Raw genomic sequence first — 17,142 nt, 5'->3', positions numbered from 1 at the left:
GTCGGATCGGGGGGGCGAACGCCGGCCCCATCTCGGATGGACACTATCCAGTCCTCGACATCTACGCAATAGCGCATTATCTTACGTAATTATGTATCGGTTGGAGGAGTTCTCCCTGTTGATAGGCTCACGAAATGGCTGACACTCCTGGGTCCCCCGGAGCCGTGCCGGTCGAGAAGGTTCCCGGCCGTCCCCGGCACCGCATGGTCGATCGGGTGGCGTCGATCCTCGAACTCGTAGCCCGGTCCGAAAACGGCCTCACCCTCACCGCTATCGCACGGGCACTCTCCGCGCCCGTCAGTTCGGTCCAGGGCTTGATCAACGGTCTCGTCGCCGTCGGCTACCTCGACGAGCGCGACCGGATCTACACCCTCGGCACCGCGCCCTATCTTCTCAACGTCATCGCAGGCCGACCTCCGGTCACCTCGATCAGCCATGATCAGCTCGAGCAGGTCCATGCCGAGACCGGGTTGACCATCACACTGTCCACATCTGTCGGCGACGACCTGTTCTACGTCGATCACGTCTCTTCCGACCCGCATTACGCATACCTGGCAGAAAACCGGGTGCGCCGATCTCTCCTGCGTACCTCTGCAGGATGGCTCTTGCTGGCCGATCGCGATCAACGTGACATCTGGGCGTACCTCAACTCTCGACCATCCTCCGATGCCGACTTCGTAGAGCGCTTCCTGCACTCACTCGATGAGCTCGAGAACACCGGCGTATGCGTGGCACCCGGTGTGGCCGTTGAACATGCAGACGGGGTATCGGTCGCCCTCCGAGAACGCGGCCGGACCATCGCCACCCTCGGCGTGGTCGGGATACGGGAGACCATCGTCGAACGGCAGGACGAACTCGTCGAGATCTGCCTGCGATACGCCACCAAGTGGGGCTTTCGCTAGCCTGCAACACGGACACTGATTCCTCGATGAGTCGCTCGACCCGGCTCGACGACCGTGTCGACCGACGCCACACCCCGCCTGACACAGAAACGGACCAGGGTTGATGCGGTCACTCGCGGTAAGCGACCGCATCCGTGAGCAACACGCGACGGCCAGGCCGCCGCCTCTCGAGCGAGCGTGACCCTCACATCGCGATCGGACCCGCCTGCTCGATCTCTCGACCTTCACCTAACAGATGATCGATTCCCGGTGCACCGCTCGACCACCGGATATATCGGAGGGTGCGCCTCCACGCGGCGCGACTTCCGGATCGAACGCCGCAGACCGTAACGGTCGGCAGGGTCCGGCAGACGCCGTCGATCACAGCGGAGGAACGTGCGCCCGAACATGTCTCGCACCCTGTAGCCACCATTCACATCGTTGATCTGCTTCTGATCTCCGGCCGGCCGCAGGGGAGCGTCGCGCAAGCACTCCACAACAGCGAGTTCGCTTCGCCCACGTCGTCGCCGTAGCACCCGTCCGCGACATCGGGCGGAACCGAGGGTCCCGCACTCGTCGATGTGCCGTCGACACCAAGCGACTCGGCCTGCACGCGCCCGAGTGTCAAACTCCCCCGCCGACAACAAACACCCCTTGTCCTGACATGGTCCCCCCTCGCCTTCAGAAGACGCGCAAACCTTGCCGCAGAGCGCCTATCTACTTATTTACGTATTTTTATTTCTAGTTGCGGATTTTTTGGTGGGTCGCTATTGTCGATTCATTCCATCTCCGTGACCCATGCCACACCCCATACGCAACGAGGTCGCAACTCCGACAGGCCGTTTGACTTTCGGAAAGCAAAGCCAGACACAACGCCCCGGAACTCTGCCCGCACGTCAGCCTCGGAAAGGTCTAGGCCCATGACATCAACCCATCTCCCTGAGCACGCCACGACGGAAACGCAGGATTACGACGTCATCGTGGTCGGCGGCGGTTTCGGCGGGATCTATCAGCTGCGCCACCTTCGGGACAAAGGGTTCTCCGTAATCCTGCTCGAAGCCAGTGGAGGCTTCGGTGGGGCCTGGAGCCTCAACCGCTACCCAGGCGCACGCGTCGACAGCCACGCACCCGTCTACCAGTTCACCGATGAATACCTTTGGAAGGACTGGAACTTCTCACAGATGTTCCCGGACCACGAAGAGATGCGCAGTTACTTCAACTACGTCGACTCCAAACTGGACCTGAGCAAGGACTCGCGCTTCAACACCAAGGTCGTCAGCGCGACGTTCGACGAGGACGAGCGGATGTGGACCCTCGTCTCACAGAACGACGAGAGCTTCCGCGCACGCTTCGTCGTGTTCGCAACGGGATCGACTACCGAACCCTACATCCCGAACATCCCTGAAATGGACGCCTATCGAGGTGAACTCGTCCACACCGCGCGGTGGCGAGACGACATCGACATGACCGGCAAACGAGTTGCCATCATCGGCACCGGCGCCAGCGCAGTCCAAGTAGTTCAGGAAGCCGGCCCTGTCGTCGAGAAACTCACCGTCTTCCAGCGCACGCCGAACCTCTCGTTGCCCATGCATCAGGAATACCTCACCGAGGAGAGGCAGGCGGTCCTGAAGGAGACCATGCCGGATGTGGCGGTCAAGTGTCGCGAAACGTTCGCTGCGATCGACTACGAGTTCGATCCCCGAAATGGCGTCGACACGTCCGAGGAAGAGCGTCTCGCACTGTTCGAACGTCTGTGGAATCAGGGCGGATTCGCATTCTGGCTCGGGAACTTCTCCGATTACCTCTTCAGCGAAGAAACCAACTCGATGGTCTACGAGTTCTGGAAGAGCAAGATCAAGCCGCAGATCCTCGACCCTGTCAAGGCCGACCTGCTGGTGCCTGACGTAGCGCCTCATCCGTTCGGAGCCAAGCGGCCGGCCCTGCACCAGAACTACTACGAGGTGATGAACCAGGAGAACGTCGAACTCGTCTCCATCCAGGAGTCACCGATCACCGGGTTCACGGCAACCGGAATTCGCACATCCGATGGTATCGAGCACGGAGAGTTCGACATCATCGTACTTGCAACCGGATTCAACAATAATACCGGTGCGCTCACTTCGATGGAGGTCCGCAACTCCGCTGGCGTTACCCTCGGCGAGAAGTGGCGCCAGGGCGTCGACGCATACCTCGGCGCATTCACCGCCGGCTTTCCCAACGCCATGTTCGTGTACGGTCCGCAGAGCCCCGCCGCCTTTGCGAACGGGTCCACGAACGCGGAGCTTCAAGGTGAGGTCATGGTCGAGTTCCTCGAATTTCTTCGTTCGGAGGGCCTTACCCGGTTCGAATCGACTCCCGAAGCCGACCAGACCTGGACCGATCACATCAACGGTACCGATGACATGGCGCTGTTCAAGCATGCAAAGTCCTGGTACAACGGCAGCAACATCCCCGGCAAGAAGCCCCAGATGCTTCAGTATCTGAACGGTCTGCCCATGTACCTGGATTTCTGGCACAAGGAAAAGGCGGCAGGATACACCGACGGACTGCGGGTATCGTGAGGTTTCGCTCAATCGGATTCAACCTCGGAAGAAGTGAATAATGCCTGTCATCAACAGCATTGAACGTGAACGTTTCTTCATCGACGGCCAATGGCGCAAAGCGAGCACCTCCGATCTGGCACCGGTGTTCGAGGCAGCAACCGAGCGCCCTCTGGGTGTTGCTGCGATGGGCGGGCCCGAGGAGATCGATGCGGCTGTGCACGCCGCACGGGCCGCACTCCAGAAAGGACCCTGGGGGCGCAGCACCCCCCACGAGCGAGCTACAGTGATGCGGCGCTTCGCCGACAGCCTCGAGCGTCGAGGAAGATCGACTGCAGAGCTCGTCAGCCGGCAGACCGGAATGATCTCCTCCTTGTCGGTGAGCACAAGCGCAACGGCTCCGGTAGCGATCCTGCGGTCCATGGCAGATCTCATCGAGACACGAACATTCGAGACCCGCCGACCCAGCAGCATGGGCTCCACCATCGTGCGAGAAGAACCCGTAGGAGTCGTGGGCGCAATTACTGCCTGGAACTATCCACAGCTCTTGGCCATGGCCAAGATCGGGCCCGCACTGGCAGCAGGATGCACTGTAGTTCTCAAGCCGGCACCGGAGACGTCGCTCGATGCCTATGTACTCGCAGAGGCAGCCGAGGAAGCCGGTCTACCACCTGGCGTCCTCAACATCGTTGCCGGCGGCGTTCATGCAGGCAAAGCCCTTGTAGCCCATCCCGATGTCGACAAGATCGCCTTCACCGGTTCCACTGCAGCAGGACAAGCGATCGGCGAGGTCGCCGGCCGCAGTTTCAAGAGAGTCTCCCTGGAGCTCGGAGGAAAATCCGCAGCCATTGTGCTCCCCGATGCCGACCTCGGCGTCTTTGCCAGAAGCCTCAAAGACGCCGTGCTCAAGAACGGGGGACAGACATGCACCACGAACTCCCGCATCTTGGTTCCCCACGGTAGGTCCAGCGAGATCATCGACGTCCTTGCGTCCTACGTAGACGGCTTGGTCATGGGAGACCCACTCGACGAGTCGGTAACCATGGGCCCCATGGTAAGCGAGCAGCATCGGGAGCGGGTGAGGAGTTACATCCGCCTCGGGCAGTCCGAGGGATTCCGAACGATCCGCGGCGGAACCGACTCCCCTCAGCAATGTCCCCGCGGCTGGTTCGTGTCTCCCACCATCTTCGAGGGTGTCGATAATCGCAGTCCGCTGGCACAGGACGAGATTTTCGGACCTGTCATCTCCGTCATCCCTTATGAGACCGAAGAGGACGCCATCAACATGGCGAACGACACACCATTCGGTTTGGGAGGAGTCGTCTTCACGGAAGACACCGAACACGGCTTGGACATCGCGTCACGTATTCGATCCGGAACCGTGGGAGTGAACTACTACTCCCTCGATACCGGCTCCCCGTTCGGCGGCGTGAAGAACAGCGGAGTCGGCCGCGAATTCGGGCCCGAGTCCCTGGACTTCTATCTCGAGTACAAGTCGATATACGTCTAGGCTTCGCAACGCCCGCAGACCCTCCATATCGCCCCCGACAGTGCGTCCAGCCTGAGACTTCATCCGATGGAAGGAACGAGTAGCTACACGGAGCATGCCCGTCGTCTTCAGCGTCGCTGACTATGGGCAACTACCCGCGGTCGATGCAGGTCAGCGATGGCTGAGAATACTCCGTTCATGCTTTGTCCCTCCCTCCGGAGGCCAGCGACTTCCAACCGCACAGAATGAGCAATCATGCCTGAATCCTCATCTGCCATCCTCCCGGCCGAGACTCGAGAATCCGCATCCGAGACTCTGCGTCCACGGACCGGCGCACTCACCGACATCCGGGTCGTCGATCTTTCGCGGGTGCTGGCCGGCCCGCTGTGCGCGCAAGTGCTCGCCGACCACGGTGCCGACGTGATCAAGGTGGAGCCACCTACTGGTGACGACACACGCAGCTGGGGCCCGCCTTTCGTCAAGGATGACCACAGCGCCTACTTCGATGGCTTGAACCGCAACAAGCGGAACATCAGTGTGGATTTGCGTACCGAGGCCGGCCAACAACTGCTGCGCACGATGCTTGCCGAAGCCGATGTCGTCATCGAAAACTTCAAGGCGGGCACCCTTGCGAAGTGGGGACTCGACGACGACGTGCTCGCCGCCGAATTCCCGCGACTCGTGCACTGTCGAATCACCGGGTACGGAGTCGACGGGCCGCTCGGTGGTGCTCCCGGCTACGACGCAATTCTCCAAGCCTTGTCGGGGCTGATGAGCATCAACGGTGAGCCCCACGGTGATGCCATGCGGATCGGGATCCCTCTGGTCGACATCATCACGGGTCTCAACGCTGTGAACGGCATCCTCATGGCACTTCACGTGCGGCAAAAGACCGGACGCGGGCAACTCGTGGATCTGGCACTACTCGACAACGCTGTGTCGATCCTGCACCCACACGCCGGCAAGTGGTTTGCCACCGGCGTCGCGCCGGAGCGGACGGGCGTGGCACACCCGACGATCTGTCCCTATGAAACGTTCACCTGCGCCGATGGCCCCTTCTTCATCGGTGCCGGCAACGACCGGCAATTCCGCGCTCTGGTCGTGGCGCTCGACGCTTCAGACCTGGCCGACGACCCGAGATTCGTCACCAACTCCGACCGGATGGCAAACGCAGCTCAACTGCGCGACATCCTCGGCGGCCTCGTCAAAACTTGGCAGCGCGAAGCTTTGGCGGCCCTGCTACGGCGAGCCGGCGTACCGTCGGGGTCGGTGAACAATGTCGGAGAGGCCCTTTCGCTACCGCAGGTCCGTCACCGCGAGATGGTGGTCGAGTGTGACGGCTACCGGGGTCTCGGCGTACCCGTCAAACTCGCTGGGTCCCCCGGTGCTGTGCGGTTCGGGCCGCGCGACCGTGGCGCCGATACCGATACTGTGCTAACAGAACTCGGACTTCTCGAAGACGATATCGAGCAGCTGCGCGCCGCCGGGGCACTGCCCGAGTAACAGCTCACCTGCACGGCGGATCTTGGCCATGCCTACCAGCAGAGCTGGTTCCACACACAGCTGCCGGCAAGGTCACCGACCGTATGCAAGCCAAATCGTCGTTCGGCCGTTCAACGCCGATCGCGTTCTCTCCGTTTTGCATTCGTCGTCATTCACCAACAGGTGTTGCAAAATAGGACACTGGTGACCTCATCCCTGCTTCTAGCGTTCCAAGGTGCGCATTCTCCCTGAATATCCGCACCGTTTCACATCCCGTATCCCACTCAAGGAGTGACTATGGCCCTGTTCGCTGTTATCTGGTCGTACACCACTGACGCCTCCGTCAAAGAGGCCGCCCATGCCGACCACCTGGTCTTCGTCAAGGACGCGGCCGCCAAAGGCGTGCTACAGGAAGCGGGCGCCTGGGCCGACGGAGCCGGCGCGCTGCTCGTGTTCAAGGCGGACAGCGAAGACGACCTGCAGGCCCTGCTCGCCGAGGACCCCTATGTCACGCAGGGTGTTGTCATCGACCAGAGCATCTACCAGTGGAAGCCCGTCATCGGACCTCTCGTAGGGATCTGAGGACGACCCGGCTGCTCCACCTCGATGGAAAGAAGTTGCAGCATCTCTACATTGAGTTGCAATCAGCACTCTTCCAGTAGCGTCGGCACGAACGACCCGTACAACTTGCATCTGTGCGTTCGCATAGTGAGCGACGGATGCGAAAAGTTCGATCAGCGACATCGCGGAACCATCACATCACCGCCTCGACGGCGCAAGCCTCGACGCCGAACCGATGTGGCGATCGATGAGTACCGACATTTCGACAATCCGAGGCAATCGTTGACCTTCCCTAGCGGCCTTTTCTGATCAGCCGACTGGGTGGGGTGACACCGTGCGTACGCGATACACCAGCTTCACGCCTTCCTGATCAGTCAATTTCCTTCTCGACCGGTGATGAAAGTGAGCAACACATGTCCGTGAGCAAAGAATCGCTGTTCCTCAACGACCTGTACTCGTCCTGGCTTCGACGGTCCGAAGGTATGGATCTCGCAGGTCAGCGAGACATGTTCGAAGAATGGCATCTTCCCACCATCGAACCCACCGATGTCACGTATGAAGAAGTGACAGCCAACGGTGTGCCGGCAACATGGGCCAAGCCGCTGGGCGCCGCCGAAGACCGGGTGATCGTCTTCACGCACGGCGGCGGATTCGTGACAGGTTCACGCTTTTCCCATCGCAAGCTTGCCGCACACCTCGCCAAGCTGGCAGGAGTTCACGCACTCGTGGTGGACTACCGGCTCGCGCCGGAGGCAAAGCATCCAGCACAGCTCGAAGACTGCATTGCCGTGCACAAGTGGCTCCGTACGCAGGGCTACAAGGCAGAACATACGGCGACGGTCGGCGACTCGGCAGGCGCACATCTCGCCATCTCGACCGTGTTCGAACTTGCGGGTATGGCACTTCCCACTCCGGCCGCCGTTGTCGCTCTTTCGCCGTGGCTCGATATGGAGATCAAGGGGTTGACGATCGAATCGAACGACGCAGTCGACGTCCTGGCCAAGAGGGCAGTCCTCGAGATGATGCGGGAGAATTTCCTGACCGACCTCTCGGAAGCGACGGACCCGCGGGCAAACCCCCTGCTCAGGGACTACACAGACTTCCCTCCCGTCTATGTATCGGTCGGCGGCTATGAGACTCTGCTCGACGACTCGCGCCGGGTCGTCGAGTTGATCGAAAAGGCAGGGAGCGAAGCCGTGCTCGACGTGGTCGACGAACAGCAGCATGTCTTCCACTTCAACGCGGGACGAGCACCCGAGGCGGATCAGGCACTGAACCGGATCGCCCAGTGGCTACGGCCGAAGTTGGGGCTCGCCTGAACACCGCATGTAGGGCGTGCAACTGAAAGCACAGCGCGCCCACGAAAGAGGAACGTGTCTCGGCGGCGGTCTGCTTCGACCAGACCGCCGCCGAGTCCGTTCGCATGCCAGTCAGCAGTGCACTATCCGAACCATCGATTGCAGTGAAGATCGGGAAGACACATACATGGAAAATCCAGTTCTCGTAGAACGCGACGGATTCATCGAAACGTGGACGATCAATCGGCCGGCTGAACGTAACCCAGTCTCAGGGATGGATGTCGTCGACGCATTGGTCGCATGCGTGGATGCCGTCAACGCCGATTACGGGGTACGCGCTGTCATTGTCACCGGCGCGGGATCGACCTTCTCCGCCGGCGGCAACGTCAAGGACATGGCGAATCGCCGGGGACTGTTCGGCGGGAAGCCTCACGAACAACGCGATGGCTATCGCGCCGGGATACAACGGATCCCACGAGCGATGTACAACTGCGACGTACCTTTGATTGCAGCGGTGAACGGCCCTGCAATCGGTGCCGGGTGCGATCTTGCCCTCATGTGCGACCTCCGAATCGCCAGCGAAAAAGCGTTCTTTGCTGAGAGCTTCGTCAAGCTGGGCATCATCCCGGGTGACGGGGGTGCGTGGTTGTTGCCGAAGGCGGTCGGTATGGCGCGGGCGGCCGAGATGATTCTCACGGGTGACCGTGTCGACGCAACACAGGCTCTCGAGTGGGGATTGGTCTCGAACGTCGTTCCTCCCGATCAGCTGCTCGACGAAGCTCGTGCTCTCGCCAACAGGGTGGCCGCCAATCCTCCGCACTCGGTACGGATGGCCAAAAAACTCCTGCGTGAAGGGCAGCACCAGAGCCTCGACAGTCTCCTCGAACTGTCCGCTGCTCTGCAGGCGCTGGTTCAACAGACCACCGATCACACGAGAGCAGTCAACGCCCTCATGGAGAAGCGCCCTGCCGCATTCACCGGCGAGTGACGATGCCTCACGTAGAAAGCTCCTCGATCAGCGGTGCGGACACGTGGACGTTCGGCAAGGCAATCGCATCAACAGGAACGATGTCGTGAAGGTCGACGAGTCCTCTTCGATCGAGCACTGGTCTACTGACTGTTACCTCAGTGCCAGGGGCAGGACGAGGAGCATGATGTTCACCCGCCCGAGTTCGGACGTCTCGACCTCACTGAGTTGCCCGAAGAGGAACCCGACGACCGTATTCGTGTCTCGTGCACATCCAGCGCTCGAAGATTGTGTGCCGGCGGGCCCGCCACTTCGAGGAGCCGGCGGCTGGACCAGGCATGGGCTCCACGAGGACCTGAGTGCAACACGCCGGCGGGCACGCGCTGAGCGAGCAACGGGCGGCTGTGCTCGTAGCACATGACTGCGGCACAGCCACCGGTTACTCGTACTCAGCGAGCGAACTGTTTGCCGAGGAATTCGACAACCGCGCTGTGCAATTCAGCGCTGCGCGGAACTGCACCAGTCATCCAGTACACGCCATGGACAAGACCGCTATACAGTTCGACCTGGACCGGGACACCCTGTTCGGTCAGCATCCGCCCGTAGTTCAGGCATTCGTCGCGGGTGACCTCGTACTCGTTGACCAACATCAGCGTGGGAGGAAGCCCCGCCAAACTCTTCGCCTTGGCCGGCGAGGCGTACGGGTTCTCGGCGTCTTCCAGTGTGGCCAGGTACTGCTCCCAGAACCAGCCGATTGCTGCCGCGGTGATCAGGTATCCCTCGGCATTCTCCTCCCATGACGGGAAGCGTGCCGTGCCGTCGATAACCGGATAGACCAACACCTGAGCACATAGGGCCGGTGAGCCGGTATCACGTGCCCGAAGTGCGGTGACGGCGGCGAGATTGCCACCGGCACTGTCGCCCATGATGGCGACACGCGTCGCATCACCACCGAAGTCGGCGACGTTGTCGACTACCCAGTTCAAAGCAGCGAACGCGTCTTCGGGTGCGGCAGGGAACTTGTGTTCGGGAGCGAGCCGGTAACTCACGGCGGCCACGATGACTCGGGCGTCCGCGGCCAGCGCGCGACAAGGCTGCTCGGTAACGTCGAGGCTGCCCGCAACCCACCCGCCGCCGTGGATGTACACCACAACCGGCAGGGGCGCATCGGACTCCGGAATGTACAGACGCACGGCCTGGTCGCCATCCGGTCCGGGGTAGACCGTGTCGACGACACGAGCAAGATCCGCTTTCGGCGCCTGCAGTCCGCTGAAGGATTCGATGACCTCACGGACTTCAGCGACACTCATCTGCTCGAACGACTTCAGTCCCTGCTCGTTCAACGTGTCTATCAACTGCTCGACTACAGGATCGAGTGCCATGGTGATCTCCTTGATGTGATAGGCGGACTTGGTCAATCGCCGATTCGGTGGAGTCACACTACGAGGAGGTCAGAGCGGACGAGTGTCCGAAAACAACACAACTGTCCGTCTGTCCCGGTTCTCGTAGATGTGTGTTGCACAATCGGACACACCGAAGGTCCATCACTGTTCTACCGTCACCCAAGTGACCCACAGACGGCCAGAATCTCACCATCACCGTTCGATGACGCGCCCGGCACCGCGAGGGACCCACCGGAGAACGGGTTCACCCTCGAGGTGCTCTCGAGAAATGGGTTCCCTGTACGTCCGCGGGCTGCGGGGAAAGATGTTCGGTCGCCGCACGTCATGGTGAGGACACATCAGCGGCTCTGAAAAACGTGCCGCCCACTTCGGGTGTCGAGCTCGAATTATGCTTCCAGAGAGGGATTATCATGTTGCATCACGTCGTGACATTCACATGGAAGAAGGACATCACCGACGAGCAGGTCGAATCGTTCCACAAGGCTCTTGACGCGATATCGGCGAGCATTCCCCAGGTCGTCGAGTTTCGTTACGGAAGGGACCTCGCCCTCAAGCCCGGGATCGGCGACTATGCAATATCTGCGATTTTCGAAGACGTCCCCGCCTTCCGCGCATATCTGGCCCATCCCGATCATGTTCGCCTCGTTGAAGAATTCATCTCGGTGATGTCCGAATCGTACTCGTCGATCCAGTTCGAGTTTGCCTGACGGCAGTGCCGGCCGCACGCTCACGAACGAAGTGCCGGTCGACATGGTCGCTCGTTGCGGAAGGTTGTGATCAGTGGTGAACGCTGACGGTGTCGGGGGTGCCCTTCCTGGTGATGTCTTGAGTCGCCCTGTGGCGCTACGTGACGATGCGACCGCGCAGGCGAGGGCATGGCCGGATGCGCGGCTGCTTCGCGTGAACGGTGCCGGTCAGGTTCGCATCATCGATGGACAACTGCTCCTCGAGTCGGCTGCCGACTATTGTCCCCAACCTCCGACACACGCGGTCTTGTTGGGAGTTGTTGGTACAGTGCATCAATGGGCTGTACGGGACGAGTTTCTCACGGATGCCCCCATGGAGAGCGCGGGCATCGAGTTCGGTGACCTGCGGTCACACGGCGCGTTCTTCGATGCTGTTGATGCCGAACGGTATCTCACCGCGCAAGCCCTGCTGATGTGGCAGGACGAATCCCACTTCTGCGCCAAGGACGGGGCGCCGATGACGATCACCTCGGGTGGTTGGACGCGTGTGTGCACTGCGTGCGGTCGGGAGGAGTACCCGCGGACCGATCCTGCGATCATTTGTCTGGTACATGACGGGGCGGACCGCGTGCTGTTGGCGCGACACGCGGCGTGGCCGGCGCGGAACTTCTCGACGCTGGCGGGATTCGTCGAGGCCGGTGAGTCGCTCGAAAGCTGTGTGGCGCGGGAGATTGCGGAAGAGGTCGGTCTCGTTGTCTCCGACGTGGCCTACGTCGGAAGTCAACCATGGCCGTTTCCGCGTTCCCTCATGCTCGGCTTCCATGCCGTCGCCAATCCTCGAGAACCGCTCATCTTCAGTGATGGTGAGATCTGCGAGGCTGTGTGGTGTTCCCGCGCGGAGGTGAAGGAGGCCCTCGCCGCCGGCGACTGGGCTAGTTCGGTCGATGCGCCCGTGTTGCTGCCGGGGAAGGTCTCGATCGCACGGCGCATGCTCGAGGCATGGGTGCGAACTGCTGGCTGAACGTCCGGATTGATCGCCGCCGACCTGTCATCGGCCAGCGCTGCTTCGGAGGGATCGGCCTTTGTTGGGGTTTCGGCCCCGGCTCGGTGGGATCCCATGGGGCTGCCATCGTGATGTAAGGGTCGCTTGTGGACGACGATCCGGAGTCGCATGGTGAGGGCACGCGCTGCGGCAGTCCTGATCTGCATCGTGCGCGCTTTTCCTCGGGTGTGTCGGTGCTGAGTCCTGTCAGCCGCCGCTGACAGGACTCCCATCGGCGACGATTGGCCGCTCACCCAAGGGGAGGTGATGCAGCTCAGCAGAGTATAAACGAATACTGGTGTTGTATAACGGAATTGAGTATAATTTTCGCGTCGACAGTATTGTGGTTGCCAGCTGGCGCGGCCCACTTGTCGGCGGTTCGTCCCACGAGCATCCACCACGGGCAACATGGTCGCCCCGCGGTGTGCATGCAGTGGCGGTGAGGCGGCGTGCCTCCATCTCCGGGCACGGGCAGATCCCGATATCCCCCTGCGTTCGGGCTGCCGGGGTCCCGCTTCGGCGATCGACCGATAGTCGAAGCGGGGCCTTCCGTCCATTTGTCGATGCCGCCTTGTCGGTGACCTTCGCTCGATCCCCCGACACGTCAGCGCGGCTCGCGGCTCGGGGCTCGGAGGACCGGGTGCGGTGGTGTTCGTGGCGGATCGTCGGGCGCCGGGATCCCGTGAGCCAGGGCTACGGGTGTTTCGATCTTCCCGCGATATCGACGGGACATCCTCGCTGCGATTTGCCATAGAAGCCGATGATGCGGGCTCTGCTCTGTCCGCCGCCCTGACGGTGTTACCGACCCGGCGAGCAGCAGATCATGTATACGACTGCCCACTCGATGTCCCGGCGCCGGCCGGGCACCGCCGACGGGTGGGCCGGTTGTCTTCGGCCCTGGGAAATCGCAAGTCCCGGTGGCATCGGTCGTTGCCGCGACCATGTTTGATGGCCGACACGATCGACCGGATCGGCCGGAAATACCGCGACGACGGTGCCCGCTTCGCGGCGGAGGAAGTTGACGACCTCGCCGGAGTGCGTGCCGAACACCGCAAGGCTGCGCCCATCATCCGGTGCACCGGCACGAGAAGAGGGCAGCGGCTCCGTAGCGGGTGTGTGTGAGGACGCGTGCCCCACGATGCTCTGACAGCAGATGAAGGCTCATTTCTGCCTCCACATCAGGCCGGTCCCGTCGTTCCGTCACAGCGCCTTCTTGCACGTCAGGGTCGTGGCTACACCCTTCCAGGTCCGTCATCGGTTCGGTTCGAACCAGAACTCTGGACAGTCGCAGATCTCGCTTGGGCGATCCACGTCGTGTTCGTGTGCTGGCGTTTGATTCGTCTCGCGTACATCGCGACCGCATCACCGATGCTCGCGCCCGCCTCGCCTCTGGCGAAACCTGCTCGAAGACAATGCTCTCTCAGTTCCATCACTGCCCCATCGACGCAGTCGATGCCCATCGGGATCAGGGCAGCGAACCCCGTCGAGCGGATGCGCTTGGGCTACTGGGGGACCCAGTAGCCCAAGCGTGTCCGTCTCGTCAGTCGGTCTCGTAGGTGTCGTAACCGTTGGACTTGATTTCTTCCCAACGAGCAAAGTACTGAGGGACTCCCCCTGAGTAGTTGAGCATCTGTGCCGGCTTACCGGGCACGTTTGCACCCCAGTACCAGGAACGTGCCTTCGTGAACATCGAGTTCACGAAAAGCTCGTCGACGTGTGCGCGCCACTGCTTCTCGGACTCTTCGGTGTTCTCGAACCGTGTCGCACCCTTCTCGCGCAGGTGCTCGAGGAATTCGACGACGATTTCGCCTTGGTACTCGGCAGATGTCGGGCCGTTGCAGAACCCGGACGGGCTCTGAGGTCCGTACAGGAACATCATGTTCGGGAATCCGCGGGTTGACAGGCCCAGACACGTGTCGACACCGGACTTCCACTTGTCCTGAATCGTCAGGCCGTCGACGCCGGTGATATCGATGGCCATGATCCCACCACGGTTGTTGTCGAACCCTGTTGCCAGTACGAGGAGGTCGCATTCGATGACACCGTCGTCGGTTTCGACACCATGGGGCAGCACCCGTCGAATCGGCGTGACGTTGGAGTCGATGACATCGACGTTGTCCTGATTGATGACATCGAAGTAGTCCTGTTCGAGGGAGGGACGCTTGACGCCGTAGGGGTGCGGAGGCGTCTCCGGTGCGACGATTGCCGCTTTCTTGGGGTCGGTGACCCGCTCGAGGACCTTGCCACGCCAGAAGTCGTAGAACGTACGGTTGGCCTCCTCATCTACAAGGATGTCCTGGAAGTTTCCGAGCCACAGCTCGAAACCACCTTCTGCCCACATCTTCTCGTAGATCGCGTCGCGCTCTTCCTTACTCAGGTCGGTGGCGTTCTGCGGAATGAAATCGAAGTCGAAGCCGGCAAACGCCTTGTAGCGCGTAGCAAACCGCTCGGGCAGTCCCTTCCGGAAGTGCTCATTGTCGTCAGGGGTGAGTTTGCGTTGCTGCATCGGAAGTGCCAGATTCGGGGTGCGTTGGAACACGGTGACGTGTTCGGCGACATGACCTGCCTCCTGGACGACCTGTACACCACTGGCGCCGGTACCGATGACGACAACTTTGCGGCCACTCATATCCACGCCCTCTTGAGGCCAGCGCGCAGTGTGGTAGCACTCACCGGCGAAGGAATCGAGCCCTTCGAGATTCGGATACAGCGGCTTGGCGCCGAATCCTGTGGCAACAATGACCTGCCGTGCCTTCTGGATCTTGCCGTCGGCGGACCGTACGGTCCACTGGCGGCTTTCCTCGTCCCACGTGCATGCTTCGGCGAAAGTGTCGAACACGACGTCGCGGGTGAGGTCGAGCTGTGCGTCGACATAGTTGAAGTACTCACGAACCCCCTGGTGACCCGGATACAGTTCGGTGAAGTCGTACTTCTTCCACAGGTCCTTGTACGAGAACTGGTAGATCTGTCCGGTGCTGTCGGTACGGGCTCCGGGATAGCAGTTCCACCACCAGATTCCGCCCAATCCACCCGCGGCGTCCCAGACTTTGACGGTGAAACCGAGATCGCGCAGTCGGTCCAATGCGTACAGGCCGGAGAATCCTCCCCCGATGATCAGAACATCGAGTACGTCATTGTTCGAGTGCGAGCCGCTGCGGGTCGCTGTGGCGACCTGGGATTCGGTCATGTGGTCCTCCTGGAGATTTCCCGGGACGGGTGTTTCCGCCCGGACATCTACGACGGTAGAAGCGAACATGTGATGTGAAGTGTCCGAAATCGAGTCAAGACAATCCGATACGACACACGTATTAGTAAGCAGCACAAACTAATTCGCTTACCGTGCGACATTCGAACCCGCTGCACTCACGACAGAACGATCGGTACTCGACGCCGAGATCAGAAGCCCAGATCGCGACCGATCAGTTCTTTCATGATTTCGTTCGATCCCGCCCAGATCTTCGTGACCCGGGCATCCCGCCAGGCTCGTGCCACTCGGTACTCGTTCATGTAGCCGTATCCCCCGTGCAGTTGCACACAATGATCGAGGATCCGGTTCTGGATCTCCGCAGTCCACCACTTCGCCTTGGCCGCATCGATCGGTGTCAACATCCCCTCCGAGTGGGCTTCGATGCAGCGGTCGACGTAGGCCTGTGTCACGTCGAGCTGTGTCACCAGTTCGGCAAGCAAGAACTTGTTGTGTTGGAACGTTCCGATGGACTGCCCGAATGCCTTCCGTTCTCGGCAGTAGTCGATCGTCTCGAGCAGAATCTGCGCAGCGTGCGCGAGATTGGCAATGGCGCATCCGAGTCGTTCCTGGGGCAGGAAGGACATCATGTGGATGAATCCTCGATCGAGCTCGCCGATCACGTCGTCATCGGTGACGCGCACCCGGTCGAGGAAGAGTTCAGCGGTGTCTGCTTCGTCCTGTCCGACCTTGTCGAGTTTGCGGCCACGCTCGAATCCGGGCAAGGACGTGTCCACGCCGAAGAGGGTAATTCCCTTGGCCTTCTTCGATGGAGAGGTACGTGCAGGAATGATCACCAGGTCTGCAGAGTAACCGTTGGTGATGAATGTCTTGGCACCCGAGAGCAACCACCCGTTGCCGTCCCGCACTGCGGTGGTCTTCAGTGCGGCCAGATCCGATCCCCCACCGGGTTCGGTCATTCCGATGGCAGTGAGCACGTCCCCGGAACACAGTCCTGGGAGCCACCTGGCCTTCTGTTCGTCGGTGGTCAGGTGCACCAGATACGGCGCCACGACGTCACAGTGAATACTCACGCTCGACGCCAACGCGGCGTTCATCCTGGCCAATTCCTCGATGAGAACCGCATTGAAGCGATAATCCCCTGCCTCGACACCTGAATATCGTTCGGGTACTTCGAGTCCCAACAGGTCGTGCTTACCCGCGGCAAGCCAGAACTCTCGCGGCAATGCCCTGTTGGCACGAACGTCGGCGGCCAGGGGCTCGAACCATCGAGCGAGAAACTCGCGGACAGAGTGTCGGTAAGCCTCGTGATCATCGCCGTACACCGTTCGCTTCATGATGGGTCATCCTTCGGATCGGGTGGACGTCACCGTCCAGACGGACGATGTGAGGAGGCAAGGAGTGATTGCCTACCCCATATCATCGTCTCGTTCACCGTGCCGTTGGAGATGTCCCGTTATGCGACAGAGTGTTTCAGGGGTCAGGAACCGAACGTTTCGTTTTCCAGGCCCAGTGCGCGGATCTTGCGGTAGAGGGTCGAGCGGGCCACACCGAGTCGGTGGGCGGCGAGGGATTTGTTGCCGTCGGA

General features: G+C 61.0%; 14 protein-coding genes. 10 read left to right on the top strand and 4 right to left on the bottom strand.

Annotated elements, in window-relative coordinates; genetic code table 11:
* Positions 1–203 precede the first annotated feature (203 nt).
* From B9C99_RS23110 to B9C99_RS23080, 7 genes are all read left to right on the top strand, one after another.
* A complete protein-coding gene (locus B9C99_RS23110; RefSeq protein WP_153008491.1) occupies positions 204–902 on the top strand; it encodes an IclR family transcriptional regulator in 699 nt (232 codons plus the stop codon).
* A gap of 899 nt (positions 903–1,801) precedes the next feature.
* Positions 1,802–3,442 carry an NAD(P)/FAD-dependent oxidoreductase gene (locus B9C99_RS23105; RefSeq protein WP_060655096.1) on the top strand — a complete coding sequence of 547 codons (1,641 nt, stop codon included), beginning with the start codon at positions 1,802–1,804 and terminating at the stop codon, positions 3,440–3,442.
* Positions 3,443–3,482: 40 nt separating this feature from the next.
* A complete protein-coding gene (locus tag B9C99_RS23100; protein ID WP_088899474.1) occupies positions 3,483–4,931 on the top strand; it encodes an aldehyde dehydrogenase in 1,449 nt (482 codons plus the stop codon).
* Positions 4,932–5,165: 234 nt separating this feature from the next.
* Positions 5,166–6,413: a CaiB/BaiF CoA-transferase family protein gene (locus tag B9C99_RS23095; RefSeq protein WP_039584513.1), complete on the top strand. Its 1,248-nt coding sequence runs from the start codon at positions 5,166–5,168 to the stop codon at positions 6,411–6,413.
* Between the two features lie 276 nt (positions 6,414–6,689).
* Positions 6,690–6,974 (top strand): YciI family protein, encoded by a 285-nt coding sequence (locus B9C99_RS23090; protein WP_088899473.1) that lies wholly within the window; start codon positions 6,690–6,692, stop codon positions 6,972–6,974.
* Between the two features lie 392 nt (positions 6,975–7,366).
* Positions 7,367–8,272, top strand: coding sequence for an alpha/beta hydrolase (locus tag B9C99_RS23085; RefSeq protein WP_088899472.1), 906 nt, complete (start codon positions 7,367–7,369; stop codon positions 8,270–8,272).
* Positions 8,273–8,438: 166 nt separating this feature from the next.
* Positions 8,439–9,239 carry a crotonase/enoyl-CoA hydratase family protein gene (locus tag B9C99_RS23080; protein WP_088899471.1) on the top strand — a complete coding sequence of 267 codons (801 nt, stop codon included), beginning with the start codon at positions 8,439–8,441 and terminating at the stop codon, positions 9,237–9,239.
* A gap of 428 nt (positions 9,240–9,667) precedes the next feature.
* Here B9C99_RS23080 and B9C99_RS23075 read toward each other — a convergent pair whose 3' ends face one another.
* Positions 9,668–10,600, bottom strand: a complete 933-nt coding sequence (locus B9C99_RS23075; protein WP_060655084.1) for an alpha/beta hydrolase — start codon at positions 10,598–10,600, stop codon at positions 9,668–9,670.
* Positions 10,601–11,031: 431 nt separating this feature from the next.
* Between B9C99_RS23075 and B9C99_RS23070 the strand changes: the two genes are divergently transcribed.
* The 3 genes from B9C99_RS23070 to B9C99_RS25975 all read left to right on the top strand — a co-directional run bounded on the left by B9C99_RS23070 (position 11,032) and on the right by B9C99_RS25975 (position 13,471).
* Complete coding sequence (locus B9C99_RS23070) at positions 11,032–11,328, top strand: Dabb family protein (protein ID WP_088899483.1); 297 nt, start codon at positions 11,032–11,034, stop codon at positions 11,326–11,328.
* Positions 11,329–11,401: 73 nt separating this feature from the next.
* The gene (gene nudC / locus B9C99_RS23065; RefSeq protein ID WP_088899470.1) at positions 11,402–12,328 is read left to right on the top strand and encodes an NAD(+) diphosphatase; all 927 of its coding nucleotides are present in this window, start codon (positions 11,402–11,404) and stop codon (positions 12,326–12,328) included.
* Positions 12,329–13,297: 969 nt separating this feature from the next.
* On the top strand, positions 13,298–13,471 hold the full coding sequence (locus B9C99_RS25975) for a hypothetical protein (RefSeq protein ID WP_172415067.1): 174 nt from the start codon (positions 13,298–13,300) through the stop codon (positions 13,469–13,471).
* Positions 13,472–13,889: 418 nt separating this feature from the next.
* Here B9C99_RS25975 and B9C99_RS23060 read toward each other — a convergent pair whose 3' ends face one another.
* From B9C99_RS23060 to B9C99_RS23050, 3 genes are all read right to left on the bottom strand, one after another.
* Entirely contained in the window at positions 13,890–15,536 is a 1,647-nt protein-coding gene (locus B9C99_RS23060; protein ID WP_088899469.1) for an NAD(P)/FAD-dependent oxidoreductase, read from the bottom strand.
* Positions 15,537–15,745: 209 nt separating this feature from the next.
* Positions 15,746–16,891, bottom strand: coding sequence for an acyl-CoA dehydrogenase family protein (locus tag B9C99_RS23055; RefSeq protein ID WP_088899468.1), 1,146 nt, complete (start codon positions 16,889–16,891; stop codon positions 15,746–15,748).
* A 143-nt stretch (positions 16,892–17,034) separates the two neighbouring features.
* Positions 17,035–17,142: helix-turn-helix domain-containing protein (locus B9C99_RS23050; RefSeq protein ID WP_143543590.1), on the bottom strand; the 108-nt coding region annotated here is incomplete at its 5' end.

The organism is Rhodococcus sp. BUPNP1 (assembly GCF_002215235.1).
Classification (GTDB): domain Bacteria; phylum Actinomycetota; class Actinomycetes; order Mycobacteriales; family Mycobacteriaceae; genus Rhodococcus.
This window is presented reverse-complemented; position numbering and strand designations above follow the sequence as displayed.

What these genes read in the sequence shown, in the direction of transcription:
- B9C99_RS23110 (WP_153008491.1), top strand. Translation starts at nt 204, where the DNA reads ATGGTCGATCGGGTGGCGTCGATCCTCGAACTCGTAGCCCGGTCCGAA.
- B9C99_RS23105 (WP_060655096.1), top strand. Translation starts at nt 1,802, where the DNA reads ATGACATCAACCCATCTCCCTGAGCACGCCACGACGGAAACGCAGGAT.
- B9C99_RS23100 (WP_088899474.1), top strand. Translation starts at nt 3,483, where the DNA reads ATGCCTGTCATCAACAGCATTGAACGTGAACGTTTCTTCATCGACGGC.
- B9C99_RS23095 (WP_039584513.1), top strand. Translation starts at nt 5,166, where the DNA reads ATGCCTGAATCCTCATCTGCCATCCTCCCGGCCGAGACTCGAGAATCC.
- B9C99_RS23090 (WP_088899473.1), top strand. Translation starts at nt 6,690, where the DNA reads ATGGCCCTGTTCGCTGTTATCTGGTCGTACACCACTGACGCCTCCGTC.
- B9C99_RS23085 (WP_088899472.1), top strand. Translation starts at nt 7,367, where the DNA reads ATGTCCGTGAGCAAAGAATCGCTGTTCCTCAACGACCTGTACTCGTCC.
- B9C99_RS23080 (WP_088899471.1), top strand. Translation starts at nt 8,439, where the DNA reads ATGGAAAATCCAGTTCTCGTAGAACGCGACGGATTCATCGAAACGTGG.
- B9C99_RS23075 (WP_060655084.1), bottom strand. Translation starts at nt 10,600, where the DNA reads ATGGCACTCGATCCTGTAGTCGAGCAGTTGATAGACACGTTGAACGAG.
- B9C99_RS23070 (WP_088899483.1), top strand. Translation starts at nt 11,032, where the DNA reads ATGTTGCATCACGTCGTGACATTCACATGGAAGAAGGACATCACCGAC.
- B9C99_RS25975 (WP_172415067.1), top strand. Translation starts at nt 13,298, where the DNA reads ATGGCCGACACGATCGACCGGATCGGCCGGAAATACCGCGACGACGGT.
- B9C99_RS23060 (WP_088899469.1), bottom strand. Translation starts at nt 15,536, where the DNA reads ATGACCGAATCCCAGGTCGCCACAGCGACCCGCAGCGGCTCGCACTCG.
- B9C99_RS23055 (WP_088899468.1), bottom strand. Translation starts at nt 16,891, where the DNA reads ATGAAGCGAACGGTGTACGGCGATGATCACGAGGCTTACCGACACTCT.